12 protein-coding genes are annotated in these 16,054 nt (G+C 32.9%); 6 read left to right on the forward strand and 6 right to left on the reverse strand.

Translation table 11 applies throughout. The features are described from left to right. Positions 1–14 precede the first annotated feature (14 nt). Genes GKC53_01060 through GKC53_01070 form a run of 3 tightly spaced genes read right to left on the reverse strand, consistent with a single transcriptional unit; the run spans position 15 to position 1,693 of the window. Positions 15–389: an arsenate reductase gene (locus GKC53_01060; GenBank protein ID QRN40755.1), complete on the reverse strand. Its 375-nt coding sequence runs from the start codon at positions 387–389 to the stop codon at positions 15–17. Next, positions 382–780, reverse strand: coding sequence for a peptide-methionine (R)-S-oxide reductase MsrB (gene msrB / locus GKC53_01065; GenBank protein ID QRN40756.1), 399 nt, complete (start codon positions 778–780; stop codon positions 382–384). The genes GKC53_01060 and msrB overlap by 8 nt, the downstream gene beginning before the upstream one ends. 1 nt (position 781) lies before the next feature. Beyond that, the gene (locus tag GKC53_01070; GenBank protein ID QRN40757.1) at positions 782–1,693 is read right to left on the reverse strand and encodes a cation diffusion facilitator family transporter; all 912 of its coding nucleotides are present in this window, start codon (positions 1,691–1,693) and stop codon (positions 782–784) included. A 127-nt stretch (positions 1,694–1,820) separates the two neighbouring features. Between GKC53_01070 and GKC53_01075 the strand changes: the two genes are divergently transcribed. Next, positions 1,821–3,320, forward strand: a complete 1,500-nt coding sequence (locus GKC53_01075) for an aminotransferase class V-fold PLP-dependent enzyme (protein ID QRN40758.1) — start codon at positions 1,821–1,823, stop codon at positions 3,318–3,320. Between the two features lie 73 nt (positions 3,321–3,393). Here GKC53_01075 and GKC53_01080 read toward each other — a convergent pair whose 3' ends face one another. Both GKC53_01080 and aceE read right to left on the reverse strand, forming a co-directional pair. Continuing rightward, positions 3,394–5,037 (reverse strand): dihydrolipoamide acetyltransferase, encoded by a 1,644-nt coding sequence (locus tag GKC53_01080; protein QRN40759.1) that lies wholly within the window; start codon positions 5,035–5,037, stop codon positions 3,394–3,396. A gap of 27 nt (positions 5,038–5,064) precedes the next feature. Further along, positions 5,065–7,740 (reverse strand): pyruvate dehydrogenase (acetyl-transferring), homodimeric type, encoded by a 2,676-nt coding sequence (gene aceE, locus GKC53_01085; protein QRN41808.1) that lies wholly within the window; start codon positions 7,738–7,740, stop codon positions 5,065–5,067. Positions 7,741–7,900: 160 nt separating this feature from the next. Here aceE and aroC point away from each other — a divergent pair, with 160 nt between their 5' ends. The 5 genes from aroC (at position 7,901) to gyrB (ending at position 15,213) form a co-directional block, all read left to right on the forward strand. Further along, on the forward strand, positions 7,901–8,986 hold the full coding sequence (gene aroC / locus GKC53_01090; protein QRN40760.1) for a chorismate synthase: 1,086 nt from the start codon (positions 7,901–7,903) through the stop codon (positions 8,984–8,986). Between the two features lie 16 nt (positions 8,987–9,002). Next, positions 9,003–9,776, forward strand: coding sequence for an exodeoxyribonuclease III (xth, locus tag GKC53_01095; GenBank protein ID QRN40761.1), 774 nt, complete (start codon positions 9,003–9,005; stop codon positions 9,774–9,776). Between the two features lie 439 nt (positions 9,777–10,215). Continuing rightward, positions 10,216–11,664, forward strand: a complete 1,449-nt coding sequence (gene dnaA, locus GKC53_01100) for a chromosomal replication initiator protein DnaA (GenBank protein QRN40762.1) — start codon at positions 10,216–10,218, stop codon at positions 11,662–11,664. 24 nt (positions 11,665–11,688) lie between these two features. Next, positions 11,689–12,795, forward strand: coding sequence for a DNA polymerase III subunit beta (locus tag GKC53_01105; protein QRN40763.1), 1,107 nt, complete (start codon positions 11,689–11,691; stop codon positions 12,793–12,795). An 18-nt stretch (positions 12,796–12,813) separates the two neighbouring features. After that, a complete protein-coding gene (gyrB, locus tag GKC53_01110; GenBank protein QRN40764.1) occupies positions 12,814–15,213 on the forward strand; it encodes a DNA topoisomerase (ATP-hydrolyzing) subunit B in 2,400 nt (799 codons plus the stop codon). 106 nt (positions 15,214–15,319) lie between these two features. On the opposite strand, the gene GKC53_01115 is transcribed toward gyrB, so the two are convergent. Then, positions 15,320–16,039, reverse strand: coding sequence for a polyamine aminopropyltransferase (locus tag GKC53_01115; protein ID QRN40765.1), 720 nt, complete (start codon positions 16,037–16,039; stop codon positions 15,320–15,322). Between the last annotated feature and the right edge of the window lie 15 nt (positions 16,040–16,054).

Consider the following 16,054-nt stretch of genomic DNA (forward strand, 5'->3'; position numbering starts at 1 on the left):
AATAGCTAGATATATCAATGACTACTTTCGATAAATTCTTGTAGTTTTTCTAGTGGCCTGGCAATAACAGCTTGTTCATTTTTCACATATATAGGACGCTCTAATAATTCAGGACGCCTTATCAGTGCTTCAATGACAGCTGTATTACTCAATACTTTTCCTTGATATTCTGTTTTCCAAATTCCTTCCCCAGTACGGATAATATCTACTGGCTCTAAATTCAAATATTTTAATAAATTTCTTATTTCAGATTCAGAAAGCCCTGTTTCTAAATATAAAATAGTTTCAAATTCAATATTTTCTTCAGTTAAAAATTGAACAGCAGCTCTAGACTTACTACATTTAGGATTATGATATAAATAGCTCATTATATTTACCTTTTTATTCATTATTAGCTTCAAAAATCATAGCTAAAGAATTAATACAATAACGCTCATAAGTAGGCGCTGGCCCATCAGGAAACACATGACCTAAATGGGCATCACAACTAGAACACCTAACTTCAGATCGAATTTTACCTTGACTAGTATCAACCACTCTATAAGTTGCATCAGGCTCTGCTTCTTCAAAAAAAGCAGGCCAACCACAATGACTTTCAAATTTAGTTTGATGTGTAAATAATAAAGAATGGCAATTAGAACAATAATAATTTCCTTCTTTAAAATGTTCATTATATTCACCAGAATAAGGGGGCTCAGTACCCGCCTCTCGAGTAATATGGTAAACATCATCGGTCAATATTTCTTTCCATTCATCATTGGTTTTTTTTACTTGATTCATATTAATATACCTCTAAGGATTTATAGTAAGATACTTCTTCTGTTAAACTTGGATCTGTATGAATAAAAGCTTTAATTGGTTTATCAAATAATCTGTTTAAATTTACAACTACATTGGTAGCAATGTCATGTGATGCCCTAAAAGTTAGATTTTCATCAACTTCTATATGTACATGTATATAATGTGTCTTACCATCAGATCTGGTCATCAAATCATGAAATCCATTAACACCTGGGGTGAGTGAAATAGCCTGCTCAATTTTTATTACTTCTGACTCCGAAAGAGTTTCATCCATCAAGATAGTAAAAGCGCCTCTCATGATTTTACCTGAGAGATAAATCATCCACAGGCCTATAATTATAGCTAAAATTGCGTCCATACTGAAGTACCCCAATTGCACTAATAATAAAGACAGTATAATGCTACTATTTAATAAAAGATCACTAATATAATGTGAAGTATCTGCCGCTAATGATAAAGAATTAGTCCTTTTTATAGCATAATGCTGGAAAAGACTTAGTATACCAGTAACTAAAATTGTAATAATCATTACCATAATAGCAACTTGAGTGTGCTCAATAGGGTAGGGATGCAATAGTCGACCTACAGCACTAAAAATTATTAACATAGCAGAACCTAATATAAATGTTGCCTGAATAAACGAGCTAAGACCTTCTGCCTTCGCATGCCCATAATTATGGTTTTTATCAGCAGGTTTTAACCCTATACTAATACCAATTAAATTAATAACACTGGACAATAAATCGGCCACAGAATCCATCAGGCCGGCTAAAACGCTTACTGATCCAGTTTTAAATTCAGTGAATGCTTTTAGAATAATGAGCACTAATGCAACCACAATGGAAGCAATACCAACCGAAAGTAATAGTTTTGAATTAGTCTTATTGATCATCTTAGCTTTAGTGTCATTTGTTTATCAGTAATATTCAATTATTATAATTTTCATTAATTAATTTTTGTCTTTATAAACAATTTAATTTAGTATACTGCTTTTATAATCAAAAAAACATGTTTTATTTATGACCCAATACCTCCCATTTAATAATGATTTCTCTATTTCAGACATCATTATGACAGTGATTCGAGAATTTTACCAACATACTGATGCAGACGATCCAGTTAATTTTAATAGAATAGAGAACCTATTTAAATCGAGTACAATAAAAAATGACTTATTAGAATTGGAAGAATATGTTCAGAAATTGAGTCAGGATATTTTAATTCACAGTACACATTTGGCATCACCAACATTTATTGGTCACATGACATCACGTCTACCAAATTTCATTGTACAAATCGCCCCCTTGGTAGTTGCTCTTAACCAAAATCTAATCAAAACAGAAACAAGCAAAGGCTTAACTTTTCAAGAGAAGGAGATGATGGCTAAAATACATCACTTAATCTATAATTTCAACGACGTATTTTACCAAAAATATATTCAAGATCATTCTACTAGTTTAGGTTTTTTTACCAGTGGTGGAACAATTTCCAATATTACAGCAATCTATACTGCCCTAAATACTTCGACCAACTGTACAGGTAGCCGATTGAAATATTGGTTAAGTCAAGGATTTAGTGATGTAGTTATTATTGGTTCAGAATTGTCACATTATTCTTTTGAAAAAGCAGCTGATTTATTGGGATTGAGTTTTATCAAATGTTCTACTAATTCACAATACCAAATCGATTTAAATGAATTGAATAAATTAATCAAACAATGTTATTTAGAAAACAAAAAAATTATTGCTTTGATTGGTGTTGCAGGGACAACCGATTTCGGTTCAGTTGATGACTTGTCATCTTTAGCAAACATTGCAAAACAAGAAAATATCCATTTTCATGTTGACGGTGCTTGGGGCGGAGCTTTTATTTTTAGTTCTACCCATAGAAATAAATTATTAAAAGGGATAGAACAAGCGGATACTGTTACTTTAGATGGACACAAACAACTAATGTTACCCCTAGGGTCAGGAATGATTTTCTTTAAACAACCAGAGTCGGTTCGTCAAAATATACACTGTGCCCCTTATGCAGTACGAGAAAGCTCTATTGACATTGGACGATTTACCATAGAAGGTTCTCGTGTTGCTAATGGCTTATATCTAGATGCTGCTTTAAGACTCTTGGGTCAAGATGGTTATGAGCGTATTCTTAAACACAGTATGAAAAATACACAATATATGGTGGATAAAATTATAACATCAGATGCATTTGAACTGATTTTTCAACCCCCGATGAATATTCTACTGTATCGTTATATTCCTTTGCAATACCGAAACAAACAGTTAGATGAAAATGACAATAAAATGATCAATCAAGCGAATATTTTGTTACAAAAGACACAAAAAGAAAAGGGAAGAACTTTTGTGTCTCGAACTAATAAACAAACATATCTTTATCCAAAACAAAATATTGTTCTGTTGCGTAGCGTCCTTTTCAATCCTCTTACACAAACACAACATATTGATTATGTTCTACAAGATCAGATCGATATTGCCAAGGAACTAAATTTAGAATAGCTTAAACTACAGTTTTACATATAATTTAGAGAAGCAAGATTGAGCTAAGATCAATCTTGCTTAAAGGAAATGATTATAACAGTAATCTTTTGTAGTCTGCCAATAGTTTACTTAAGTAAGTGATAAATCGACAAGCAAGCGCTCCATCAATAACCCGATGGTCATAAGACAATGAAAGAGGGCACATCAAGCGGGGTTGAAATGTTTGTCCATTCCAAACAGGTTTCATTTGGGATTTGCATATACCTAAAATAGCTACTTCCGGCACATTGATAATAGGGGTAAAATAAGTACCACCTATTCCTCCTAAACTTGAAATAGTAAATGAACCACCTTGCATTTCCAGTGGGCTTAATTTACCATCCCTTGCTTTTTTGGAAAGTACTTTTAATTCTCTAGCAATATCTTTTAGTCCTTTTTTATCAACATCTTTGATAACAGGAACAACTAAACCATTAGGTGTATCAGCAGCAAAACCAATATGATAGTATTTTTTTATGATGAGCTCTTCTCCTTTTAAAGACGAATTAAACTCAGGAAATTTTTGTAAAGCTTTAACTGAAGCTTGAATAATAAATGCTAAAGGAGATACTTTCAGTTCTTCTTTTTCCCATTCTTGATTTAAAATTTGACGAAATTCTTCTAACTCTGTCATATCAGCATCATCTTGTTGAGTTACATGAGGCACCATGACCCAGTTTCGACTCAAATTTTTACCTGATATTTTTTTTATACGACTTAGTACTTGAATTTCCACTGGCCCAAACTTCTGAAAATCAATATCGGACCATGATACTAAATCCTGACTATTTGAGACATAAGAATCAAAATTTTGCTTTGATTTTGATTGTTGGGAAATATAGTTTTGTATATCCTCCTTCACAATACGATTATGAGGTGCTGTTCCTTTAACTTGTAATAAATCAATACCAAGTTCTCTTGCTAATTTTCTTACACCAGGGCCAGCATGTGCTCTTCTTTGATATTTCTCATCAGTTAATGTATTTATCATTGAGGAAACTGCAACATTAGGTATAGCACTACAGACATCATCATCCACTACATTAACCCCAGAATTAGTTTCGTGTTGTATATTAATACTTCTTTCATTTTTTTTGTCTCTAGTATCTGAGGAATCGATTTCTAATTTTAAAATAAAATCACCCTCAGATACTTTATCACCAATTTTAATTTTAATTTCTTTTACTATTCCTGCTTTATCGGCAGGAACATCGATAGTTGCTTTTTCCGCCTCCAAAGTCATTAAGATAGTATCTACTTCAACTCTATCTCCAACTGAAATTGGAATATCAATAACATTTACATCTTTCAAATGACCAATATCAGGTACTAAAATTTCGATAATTTCCTTTTCTTGAGAATCTTGTTGTTCTACGGTTGTTAAGTGGTTAGATATATTATCCTTAACAATTTCTTCACTCTTTCGATTAAGTTTATCTTCTGCTTCGGTTTCTTCATTTGTTTTCATTTCTACAATGACACTACCTTCTGATACCTTATCACCAATCTTTACTTTTATTGCAGTGATTTTTCCTGCTTTATCAGCAGGGACATCTATAGTTGCTTTTTCCGTTTCTAAAGTAATAAGTGTGTCATTAATTTCAATATTATCACCTTCATTGACAGCAATATCAATAACAGCTGCATCTTTATAATTTCCTATATCAGGAACCAGTATCATAACGATTTGATTCATGTTCACATCCTTGTTCTTAATAGATATCTATGATTTCCAGCTTGGAGTTCTTTGAGTATCAATACCATATTTAATGATTGCTTTTTCAACTAGTTCATAGTCAAGTTTATTTTGTTTAGCCAGCTCATAAATAGCAGTAAAGGCAATATATTCCCTAGATACTTCAAAAAAATCTCTTAAATTTTCTCTAGAATCACTTCTGCCAAAACCATCAGTACCTAAAGCAGTGTACGAATTTGGTAGAAAACCTCTTATTTTATTAGCATATTCACGAACATAATCTGTAGCAGCAATAATGGGCCCTTTGTAGTTACTCAATTGTGTCGCCACATAAGGTATTTTGGGTGTTTCTTTTGGATGTAATCTATTGCTTCGTTCAATTTCAATAGCATCTCGATATAATAAATTAAAAGAAGTTACACTCCATACATTAGAGCTAATACCAAAATCTTCTTTCAATAGTTTAGATGCAGCAATCACCTCATTCAATATTGCTCCTGAACCTAGTAGTTGAACACTACTATCATCTGTGGCTTGATTATCTATAAGGCAATAGATTCCCCTTAATATCTCTTCCTCAATACCAGCTTTATTAGGTAGAGCAGGGTGTGAATAATTTTCATTCATTAAAGTGATGTAATAATATATATCCTCATTATTAACATACATACGTTTCAAACCATCATGAATAATGACTGCTAATTCATAGGCAAAAGCAGGGTCATAGGAAATACAATTAGGAATTAAATCAGCTTGTATTTGACTATGACCATCCTCATGTTGAAGCCCTTCTCCATTGAGCGTAGTTCTACCCGAAGTTGCACCCAATAAAAAACCTCTCGCTCTTAAATCACCTGCAGCCCATGCCAAATCACCAATTCTCTGGAAACCAAAAATAGAATAGTAAATGTAAAATGGTATCAAAGGATATTGATTATTGGCATAACTAGTTGCTGCTGCTATCCAAGAACTCATGGCACCTGATTCTGTAATGCCTTCTTCAAAAATTTGACCATCTTTTGACTCTTTGTAAAACATTAGCTCATCAGCATCAGGAGGGGTGTACATTTGACCCTTTGGATTCCAAATTCCGTATTGCCTAAACATACCTTCTATACCAAAAGTTCTACCTTCATCTGGTACAATTGGCACAATGCGTTGACCTATTTTTTTATCTTTTAACAATATACTAAGTATTCTCACGAAAGCCATTGTTGTTGAAAATTCACGTTCATCACTATTTTTTAACAACACAGAAAAGGCTTTCAACTCAGGAATGGCCAATTTTTCCTGAGTTGGTTCTCTTTTTGGGAAAAAACCGCCCAAAGCAGCTCTTCGTTCTATCAAATATTGGATCTCAGGACTATCATCCTTGGGCTTATAATATGGTAAATTTTCTTCAATATCTTTGTCTGTAACAGGTATATTAAAACGATCTCTAAACTGTTTTAAACATTCTAAATCCATCTTTTTGGTCTGGTGAGCTGTATTTTTTGCCTCACCAGCTAGACCCATACCATAGCCCTTAACCGTTTTAGCCAAAATAACAGTCGGTTTACCATTTGAATTATTACAAGCTTCATAATAAGCCTCATAAACCTTTTGGGGATCATGTCCTCCACGATTTAAACGCCAAATTTCTTCGTCAGTCATGTTTGCCACTAAATCCAATAACTCTGGGGAGGTACCAAAAAAGTGTTTCCTAACATAAGCACCGTTCTTAGATTTATATGTCTGATAATCTCCATCCAAACATTCTTCCATACGTTTTTTTAAAAGATTATTATTATCTTGTGCCAGCAAATTATCCCAACGACTTCCCCAAATAACTTTGATAACATTCCAACCCGCACCCCTAAAATTGCCTTCTAGTTCTTGTATAATTTTTCCATTTCCTCTAACCGGACCATCAAGCCTTTGTAAATTACAATTGACTACAAAAATTAAATTATCTAAATCATAACGGGATGCTAAGGAAATGGCACCCTGGCTTTCTGGTTCATCCATCTCACCATCACCACAAAATACCCAAACTTTGCGATTTTTATCCTTAACTAACTTACGTGATTCCAAATATTTTAAAAGTCGTGCTTGATATATTCCCATAATTGGTCCTAGACCCATAGATACAGTTGGGAACTGCCAGAAATCAGGCATTAACCAGGGGTGAGGATAGGATGACAATCCATTACCATGAACTTCTTGTCTAAAATTATCTAATTGTTCCTCAGTTAAACGTCCCTCTAAAAAGGCTCTAGCATAAAATCCAGGAGAAGAGTGACCTTGAAAAAATAATAAATCACCTAATTGTTTGTCATTTTGAGCTTTCCAAAAATGATTAAATCCTACTTCATAAAGAGTTGCTGCTGATTGGAATGAAGCAATATGCCCACCTAGTTCGAGGTCTTTTTTACTTGCACGTAACACTATCATGACTGCATTCCAACGAATAATAGAACGAATCTTATGTTCTATCTCTTGATTTCCTGGTATACATTTACCTTTACCTGCTGGAATGGTGTTGACGTAAGACGTTGTTGCAGAAAAAGGTAAAAAAATTCCTGCATCCCGTATATGTTGTACTAATTGTTGTAATATAAAATTAACTCTCTTAGAACCTTCATTTTCAAGTATAGAGTCTATTGCATCAATCCATTCTTTGGTCTCAACTGGATCAACATCATTTGGATTTAAATTATCCATGACTTTGCTACCCATTAGTATTCTCCTAGTCTAAATCTACCTCATCTCATGATACTACAATATAGCTACGGTTTAAATCTTAAATTGGTTTTAATTACATACTGAAATTAATCTGATTGTGATAAACTTGTACTCAATAGTGTTAATTGGGAAGTGAACGATGGCAGGTAATAGCCTAGGACAATTATTCAGGGTAACTACTTTTGGTGAAAGTCACGGACAAGCTTTGGGTTGTATTATCGATGGTTGCCCACCCGGGTTAGCGATTGACAAGGATATGATTCAAAAAGAACTTGATAAGAGGAAACCGGGAACCTCTAAATTTGTTACTCAACGCAGAGAACCAGATCAAGTAGAAATTTTGTCTGGTACATTTGAAGGAAAAACTACTGGAACTCCAATTGCACTAATTATTTTCAATAAGGATCAAAGAAGTAAAGACTATAGCAACATAAAGGAACAATTCCGTCCTGGACATGCAGACTATACCTATTGGATGAAATATGGCATTCGAGATTATAAGGGAGGTGGGAGAAGTTCTGCTAGAGAAACAGTTGCTCGTGTAGCTGCAGGCGCTATTGCAAAAGCTTGGTTAAAACAAAATTACAATTTAAGTATCATTGGTTATATATCTCAAATAGGTGAAAAAATAATTAAATTTGAAGATCAAAAATATATTTCACAAAATCCTTTTTTCATCCCAAATCAGCTACAACTATCTGAAATTGAAGAATATATCGATTCCATTAGAAAGTCTACTGATTCAATAGGTGCAAAATTAAGTCTTACCGCTAAAAATGTTCCTGTTGGTTTAGGCGAACCTGTTTTTGATAAATTAGATGCAGTTATTGCTCATGCAATGATGAGTATTAATGCTGTTAAAGCTGTTGAAATTGGAGATGGTGTCAATGTTGTAACACAGAAAGGTAGTTACCATGGTGATGAAATTAGAAAAGGTGGTTTTCTTAGCAATCACTCAGGAGGAATATTAGGTGGGATTAGCACAGGGCAAGATATATCAGTACATCTGTCTATCAAACCCACATCCAGTATTGCTTTACCAAAAAAATCTATTAATATTGAAGGAAAAGAAGTAGATCTAGTTACCCACGGCCGTCATGATCCATGTGTGGGGTTAAGAGCTGTCCCAATTGCAGAAGCTATGTTGGCGTTAGTGCTTATGGATCAAGTCCTTCTTAACAGAGCACAATGTTCAGATGTAGAAATCATCAATCCAATCAAGTAACATACGAAAGAATTTAATGAAGATTGCTACCTGGAATGTTAATTCTTTAAAAGTAAGATTGCCTCAAATCCTATGTTGGTTACAAGATAACAGTATCGATGTACTTGTATTACAAGAACTAAAACTATCCTCAGAATTCTTTCCAGTAGAAGAGTTTGAAAATATTGGCTATCAAGCAGTTTGGAATGGACAAAAAACTTATAATGGGGTTGCTATTATTAGTCGCATAGATCTACACAATAGTTTATTAGATAATCCTTTTTATAAAGATAAACAAAAGAGGATTATCATAGCTAGCATCAATAATATTCGTATTATCAATGTTTATTGTGTTAATGGTGAAAAAATTGATAGCCCTAAATTTCAATATAAGAGAGAGTGGTTTAGTGCTCTAATAGAACTAGTTAAAAACGAATTAAAAGATAACTCCAATTTAATATTGCTTGGAGATTTTAACATAGCACCAGCAGACCTGGATGTTTACGATCCAAAAACATGGCATGAGAAAGTTCTTTGCTCAAATGAGGAAAGAAAATGGTTTAAAAATCTATTAAATTTGGGTCTTTATGACAGTTTAAGGGAGTTAGATAATACTTCACCTTTATATACTTGGTGGGACTACCGTTCAAATGGATTTAAGCGTAATTTAGGAATGCGAATTGATCATATTTTAATTACAAAAAAAATATTAGAGCATACTGTAGATTTCGGTATTGATATAAATATGAGAGGGATGGAACGCCCAAGCGACCATGCACCTGTATGGATTAAAATCAGACCTATGTCCTAATCTTCCATTCAATTCATAGAGATACATCTTAACTGAAATAATTTTTCCTTTAAAAAATATTTTTTAAACTATTTCCTTATATTTATGTATCAACTTTGAATCATACATATACAACACATAATACAACACATATGTATATTGTAATTATTCAGAAAAACATCCACTTTAGCAACTAATTTTACCCAAAAATAAAATAAACCAAGCGTTTAGGTATTTAAAGCTCAACAGATTTAAATTTATTTTAAAACATAAGTATAATTAACAAATTAGCTTCAAAAAACACCTTATTCAAACTAATATAGTTTTGTCAATATAGCCTATCTTTAAGCTTTGCGGTATAATAGTTCCTTCAAAGTCAAGAAAATAAAACATACCTGAACATGAATGACAGTATGTAGAAATTAAGGGTTTTATAAACTCAATTAATTAAAGAATAAAAATGGAAGAATTTACTAATTTTTGGGCAGTTTGCATTACTCAACTTGAAAAAGAGATGAGTGAGTATCAATTTAATACGTGGATCCCTCTATTAACCACCAGTAAGCAAACAGAAAATTGGTTATTGTTCGCACCTACTCAGTTTATTCTAAACTTAGTTAGAGAAAACTGCTTAGCTAAAATTAACACAATTAAAAATGAAATGAACCCAGATTTTCCCCCTATTATCCTCAAAGTGGGGAAAGGTGACATAAAGGTAATAGATTTAAATCGAAAAAAAAATTCAAAAAATAACACAAATGAATTAACAATTGGTTCTGTTTCTCCCAGTGATGAATTTCCTTCTCAAAAAAATATTAGGTCTCAAGATAATTTGACCCCAGTTGGTAACCTATCGGATAAAAGAAATATTAATACGGGTTACGAACATACGAGATTAAAACCAGATCTAACTTTTGAAAACCTGGTAGTAGGTAAAAGTAACAGAATAGCAGCTAATGTAGGTGCAGCTATTGCTGATGCTATTGGAAAAAAAGACTATAATCCCTTTTTTGTTTATGGGTCAACAGGACTAGGTAAAACTCATTTAGCTCAGGCTGTTGCTAACCGTATATTTTTTCAGGGTATCCATACACGGATTAGATGTATCCATGCTGAAAGATTCATTAATGATTTTATTAAACATGTTAGAAGATCAGATATTGATGGTTTTAAAAAGTCTTATAAAGGATTAGATTTATTAATTCTAGATGATGTACAGTTTATCGCTGGCAAAGAGAGAACAATGGAAGAGTTCTTTTATCTTTTCAATGATATATTGGATAAAGATAAGCAAATTATTTTGACCTCTGATAGATTACCATCAGAAATAGATAAAATGGATAAACGCTTGATATCCCGATTTTCTTGTGGTTTAACCGTGGAAATAGAGCCACCAGAATTAGAAATGAGAGTGGCAATTTTACACAAAAAAGCTGAGTCAGCTAATTTCAGATTACCCGATGATATTGCCTTTTTCATCGCACAAAGTATTAAGTCTAATGTACGGGATTTGGAGGGCGCTCTAAATAGAGTAAAGGCTCATTCTAAATTTGTCAATGAGCCATTAACCATAGATTTAGTAAAATCAGCACTGAAAGACATACTTGCTATCGGTAGTAAACAAATCACTGTTGCTCAAATACAAGAGGTAGTGGCCAACTATTATAATATAAAAGTATCCGATATTAAAGGAAACAAACGCACTAAAAAAATTGTTAGGCCAAGACAGGTGGCTATGTCTCTTGCCAAAGAATTAACCGAACATAGTTTGCCCTTTATTGGGGATGAATTTGGAGGCAAGGATCATACGACAGTAATTCATTCTCATAAAACGATCATGAATCTTCGTACAAAGGATTACGAGTTAGAGCAAGAATACAAGATTTTGATTAATATACTGAATAGCTAAAATTTAGAGAATAGGAAATATGCTATGTTGATATTAGAAACAACACGTTCGGAACTATTAAAACCATTACAAACAATATCTGGTATTATAGAAAGAAGGCATACAATGCCTATTCTATCTAATGTTCTAATTGAAAATAAATCAGGTCAGGTAAGTTTTCTTGGCACTGATTTAGAGATTCAAATGCATACTTTAGGACCTAAAATAAACTTACCCGATTTTGCTTTTACCACGAACGTAAAAAAGTTTTTAGATATTTTGCGAGTCTTACCAGAATCTTCACTGGTACGGCTTGATTTACATGATAATTTATTGACCATTCGCTCTGGAAAAGGTCGGTATAATTTACAAGTACTGCCTGTCAAAGATTTTCCATCAATGAAAGCAGAAAGTGAAGTTAAAATAGCCTTTAGTCTAACGCAAAAAATTTTGCATGAAATGTTTTCATTAATTCAATATGCAATGGCAACTCAAGATATCCGTTATTATCTAATGGGTCTTCTGTTACAAATAGAAAGTAATGAATTAAAAATTGTAGCCACTGATGGGCACAGATTAGCTTACGCTTCACATCCCATGGAGGTTGATTTACCAGATGTAAATGATATTATCATTCCTAGGAAGACAGTTTTGGAACTTTACAAGTTACTCAATTCTCCTGATGAGCTAGTAACAGTACAAATCTTATCGGATAAAATTCGTTTTCTAAGTAAAGAAACAGAAATACTAAGTAAGATTATCAACAGTAAATTTCCAAACTACAAAGCTGTTATTCCTCTAGATAATCATAATATATTTACTATCAATAGGGCACAACTCTTAGGTGCTTTAGAACGTGTTGCCATCTTAGCCAATGAAAAATTAAGAGGTGTAAATTTATTTTTACGCCCTGGAAAATTAACTGTCTCTTGTTCTAATAATGAACAAGAAGAGGCACAAGAAGAGTTGGAAATTTCTTACCAAGGGAGTTCTCTAGATATGGCTTTCAATATTTTATACATATTAGATGTTTTGAGAAGTGTTAATAGTGAGGAAATGGAACTGGCATTTGGGACAGAAAAAAGTTCAGGATTATTTACAATTCCGAATAATGATTGTTTTAAATATGTTGTAATGCCAATGAGAATTTAATTTTATGGTAAAAAATACATGAATCATATAACTAATAGTAATATTAAAAATGAAGAATATGGTGCTGAAAGCATCAAAGTTTTAAAAGGGTTAGAGGCTGTTCGCAAAAGACCTGGGATGTATATCGGGAATACACAGGATGGAACTGGTTTACATCATATGGTTTTTGAAGTTTTAGATAATGCCATTGATGAAGCATTGGCAGGTCATTGCGATCAAATAAGAATTATTATTAATTCTGATAACTCTGTTATTGTTGAAGATAATGGTCGTGGTATTCCAACTGATATCCATCAATCCGAAGGTCGATCTGCTGCAGAAGTTATTATGACAGTTTTGCATGCAGGTGGTAAATTCGATAATAATAGTTATAAAATTTCGGGTGGACTACATGGTGTTGGTGTTTCCGTTGTTAATGCTTTGTCAGATTGGTTAAAATTAACCATCTGCCGTGATGGAAAAGAACATTTTGTAGAATTTGAAAAAGGAAATGTCATACAACCATTAAAAGTTTTAGGTGATTCTAATTATACTGGTACTAGGGTGCATTTTCTGGCTAGTGAAAAAACATTTGGCCAAATCGAGTATCAATTTGACACTTTAGCAAAGAGATTAAGAGAGTTATCTTTTTTAAATAATGGTGTTGCCATAGAACTCATTGATAAACGCACAGGTAGAACTGAAAATTTCTCATTTTCTGGTGGTATTACTGGATTTGTAGAATATATCAATCGTAATAAGAATGCATTACATAATAAAATTTTTTATACAAATGGCGCTAAAGATGATATGGAAGTTGAAGTTGCTATGCAATGGAATGACTCTTATCAAGAAATCATACAATGTTTTACCAATAATATTCCCCAAAGAGATGGTGGCTCGCATTTGACAGCGTTACGTCAGACGATGACCCGTACTATTAACCACTATATTGAAAAAAACTATATCGCCAAAAAAGAAAAAGTTGAAACGACAGGCGATGACATGAGGGAAGGGTTGACTTGTGTTATTTCGGTTAAATTAGCAGATCCAAAATTTAGTTCTCAAACAAAAGATAAATTAGTTTCTAGTGAAATTGGTTCTGTCATATCAGAGGTCGTTGGACAAGCCTTAATAGAATTTTTAGAAGAAAATCCCTCAGAAGCTAAAATAATTTGTGGAAAAATATTTGAAGCAGCAAGAGCAAGAGAAGCCGCAAGAAAAGCAAGGGAAATTACTCGTCGTAAGGGTGTGATGGATGTTTTAGGTCTGCCAGGAAAATTAGCAGACTGTCAAGAAAAAGATCCTGCCTTATCTGAACTATATCTGGTGGAAGGAGATTCTGCTGGTGGTTCTGCAAAAACGGGTAGAGATAGAAAGTTTCAAGCTATCTTACCTTTAAAAGGTAAAATTATTAATGTCGAGAAAGCTAGATTTAACCGTGTTCTTTCAAGTCAAGAAGTTGCTACTCTAATTACAGCTTTAGGATGTGGTATTGGTAGTGAAGAATACAATCCTGAAAAATTGCGTTACCATCGTATTATTATCATGACAGATGCAGATGTAGATGGGGCGCATATTCGAACATTGTTATTAACATTTTTTTATCGCCATATGCCTGAGCTAGTAGAAAGAGGTCATATTTATATTGCCCAACCACCCTTATATAAGGCAACTTATAAGAAGAAAGAAAGATATCTTAAGGATGATTTTGAACTAAATCAATACCTACTAAACTTAGCATTAGACGGTATCAACTTAGAAGTCAATCGAAACCCTTTGTCTCATGAAAAATTTGAGTTAATTGCCAAGAACTATTTAATGGCAAAAATGATTATAGAAAATAATAGTTTTATTGAATCAAAAGTATTAGAGGCTCTCCTATATATAGGAAACTTAGACATTAGCAGTATGGATGCTACTAATCATAGTATAGAAATCTTAAATAATTATCTTAAGGATGATGATATTGAATTAAAAACGGTTAATAATCATGGAGTTTATTCCATCGAAATAGTTAAATATATTTATGGTAACGCAAATGTATCATATTTAACTCAAGTATTTTTAGAGTCACAAGATTATCAAAAAATTAAATATGCAGCCCATCAATTAAATGAAATAAAGGGGGAAATAAGGTTGCTCAATGAAGAAGGTAATGTCTTATTGGAAACTAGTGACTTTTCTCATGGTTTAGAATACCTTTTGAATACGGTTCAAAAAGGATTAAATATTCAAAGATACAAAGGATTGGGAGAAATGAATGCTGGCCAGTTATGGGACACAACTATGAATCCGGAAGTCCGTCGCTTACTCCAAGTAAAAATTGAAGATAGTGTAGTTGCAGATGATATTTTTACCACACTAATGGGTGAAGAGGTAGATGCACGTCGCAAATTTATTGAAGATAATGCGCTTACTGCAACATTAGACATTTAATAAAATGATTTATTTTAAATGATATATTATGTTCAATTCTGCTGATAAAAACCTTACGTTTAATAACTACTGACATTCTTGAAATAAAGGCTTATCTTTACTTTTATTATTTGATTTCTATTAAAGATAATAATTGAGAAAAATTTACATTAGTTTTTTGTTTTAGATGATTTGCTTTTGCTCTGAGAACTTTTTTCGAACAGGAAGGTAGTTTCCTTTTAAACCCCATAACTGCAATGTTGCCATAAGTAGTGGCAGGACATGTCACAATCTCATTTTTAAAAACTTGTCTTAGATCCTGTAAGTTCTTAGAGTAATAAGGATATCCCTGCCACCAGTTAAATACAACAGATCCTTGGGGTGTTAATTTTTGCAAACAATAATCAAAAAAATCAACTGAAACAAACTGGGGTAACATTCCATCAGCATCAAAAATATCAACTAAAATAAGATCAAATTGATCACTTTTCTGTTTGGGTAACCAGTTAAAAGCATCATCAAGAATAATATCAACTATTTTACTTGTTTGATTAAGTTGGAACATTGACCGAGCAATACCTATTATTTTAGGATTAATCTCTACAGCTATTTGTTTAACTTCGGGGAAAAAGGTATCAAACCAACGAACCAATGACCCTGCACCCAGTCCTAGATGTACAACAAAAGTGAATTGATCTAGAAACAAAAGAGAAGCAACCATAGCCTGAGAATACGATAATACCAGCTGACTAGGATCCTTTAAAGACATAGCACTTTGAATAATATCATTCCCTAAATGCAAAGATAAGATTCCATTTTTCTCTGATAAAATAACTTCATCTGACATAACATTTATTTCACT

This window comes from Neisseriaceae bacterium (assembly GCA_016864895.1).
In the GTDB taxonomy this organism is placed as follows: domain Bacteria; phylum Pseudomonadota; class Gammaproteobacteria; order Burkholderiales; family Neisseriaceae; genus QFNR01.

Coding starts and splice junctions, on each gene's coding strand:
- GKC53_01060 (QRN40755.1), bottom strand. CDS start 389: ATGAATAAAAAGGTAAATATAATGAGCTATTTATATCATAATCCTAAA.
- msrB (QRN40756.1), bottom strand. CDS start 780: ATGAATCAAGTAAAAAAAACCAATGATGAATGGAAAGAAATATTGACC.
- GKC53_01070 (QRN40757.1), bottom strand. CDS start 1,693: ATGATCAATAAGACTAATTCAAAACTATTACTTTCGGTTGGTATTGCT.
- GKC53_01075 (QRN40758.1), top strand. CDS start 1,821: ATGACCCAATACCTCCCATTTAATAATGATTTCTCTATTTCAGACATC.
- GKC53_01080 (QRN40759.1), bottom strand. CDS start 5,037: ATGAATCAAATCGTTATGATACTGGTTCCTGATATAGGAAATTATAAA.
- aceE (QRN41808.1), bottom strand. CDS start 7,740: ATGGATAATTTAAATCCAAATGATGTTGATCCAGTTGAGACCAAAGAA.
- aroC (QRN40760.1), top strand. CDS start 7,901: ATGGCAGGTAATAGCCTAGGACAATTATTCAGGGTAACTACTTTTGGT.
- xth (QRN40761.1), top strand. CDS start 9,003: ATGAAGATTGCTACCTGGAATGTTAATTCTTTAAAAGTAAGATTGCCT.
- dnaA (QRN40762.1), top strand. CDS start 10,216: ATGGAAGAATTTACTAATTTTTGGGCAGTTTGCATTACTCAACTTGAA.
- GKC53_01105 (QRN40763.1), top strand. CDS start 11,689: ATGTTGATATTAGAAACAACACGTTCGGAACTATTAAAACCATTACAA.
- gyrB (QRN40764.1), top strand. CDS start 12,814: ATGAATCATATAACTAATAGTAATATTAAAAATGAAGAATATGGTGCT.
- GKC53_01115 (QRN40765.1), bottom strand. CDS start 16,039: ATGTCAGATGAAGTTATTTTATCAGAGAAAAATGGAATCTTATCTTTG.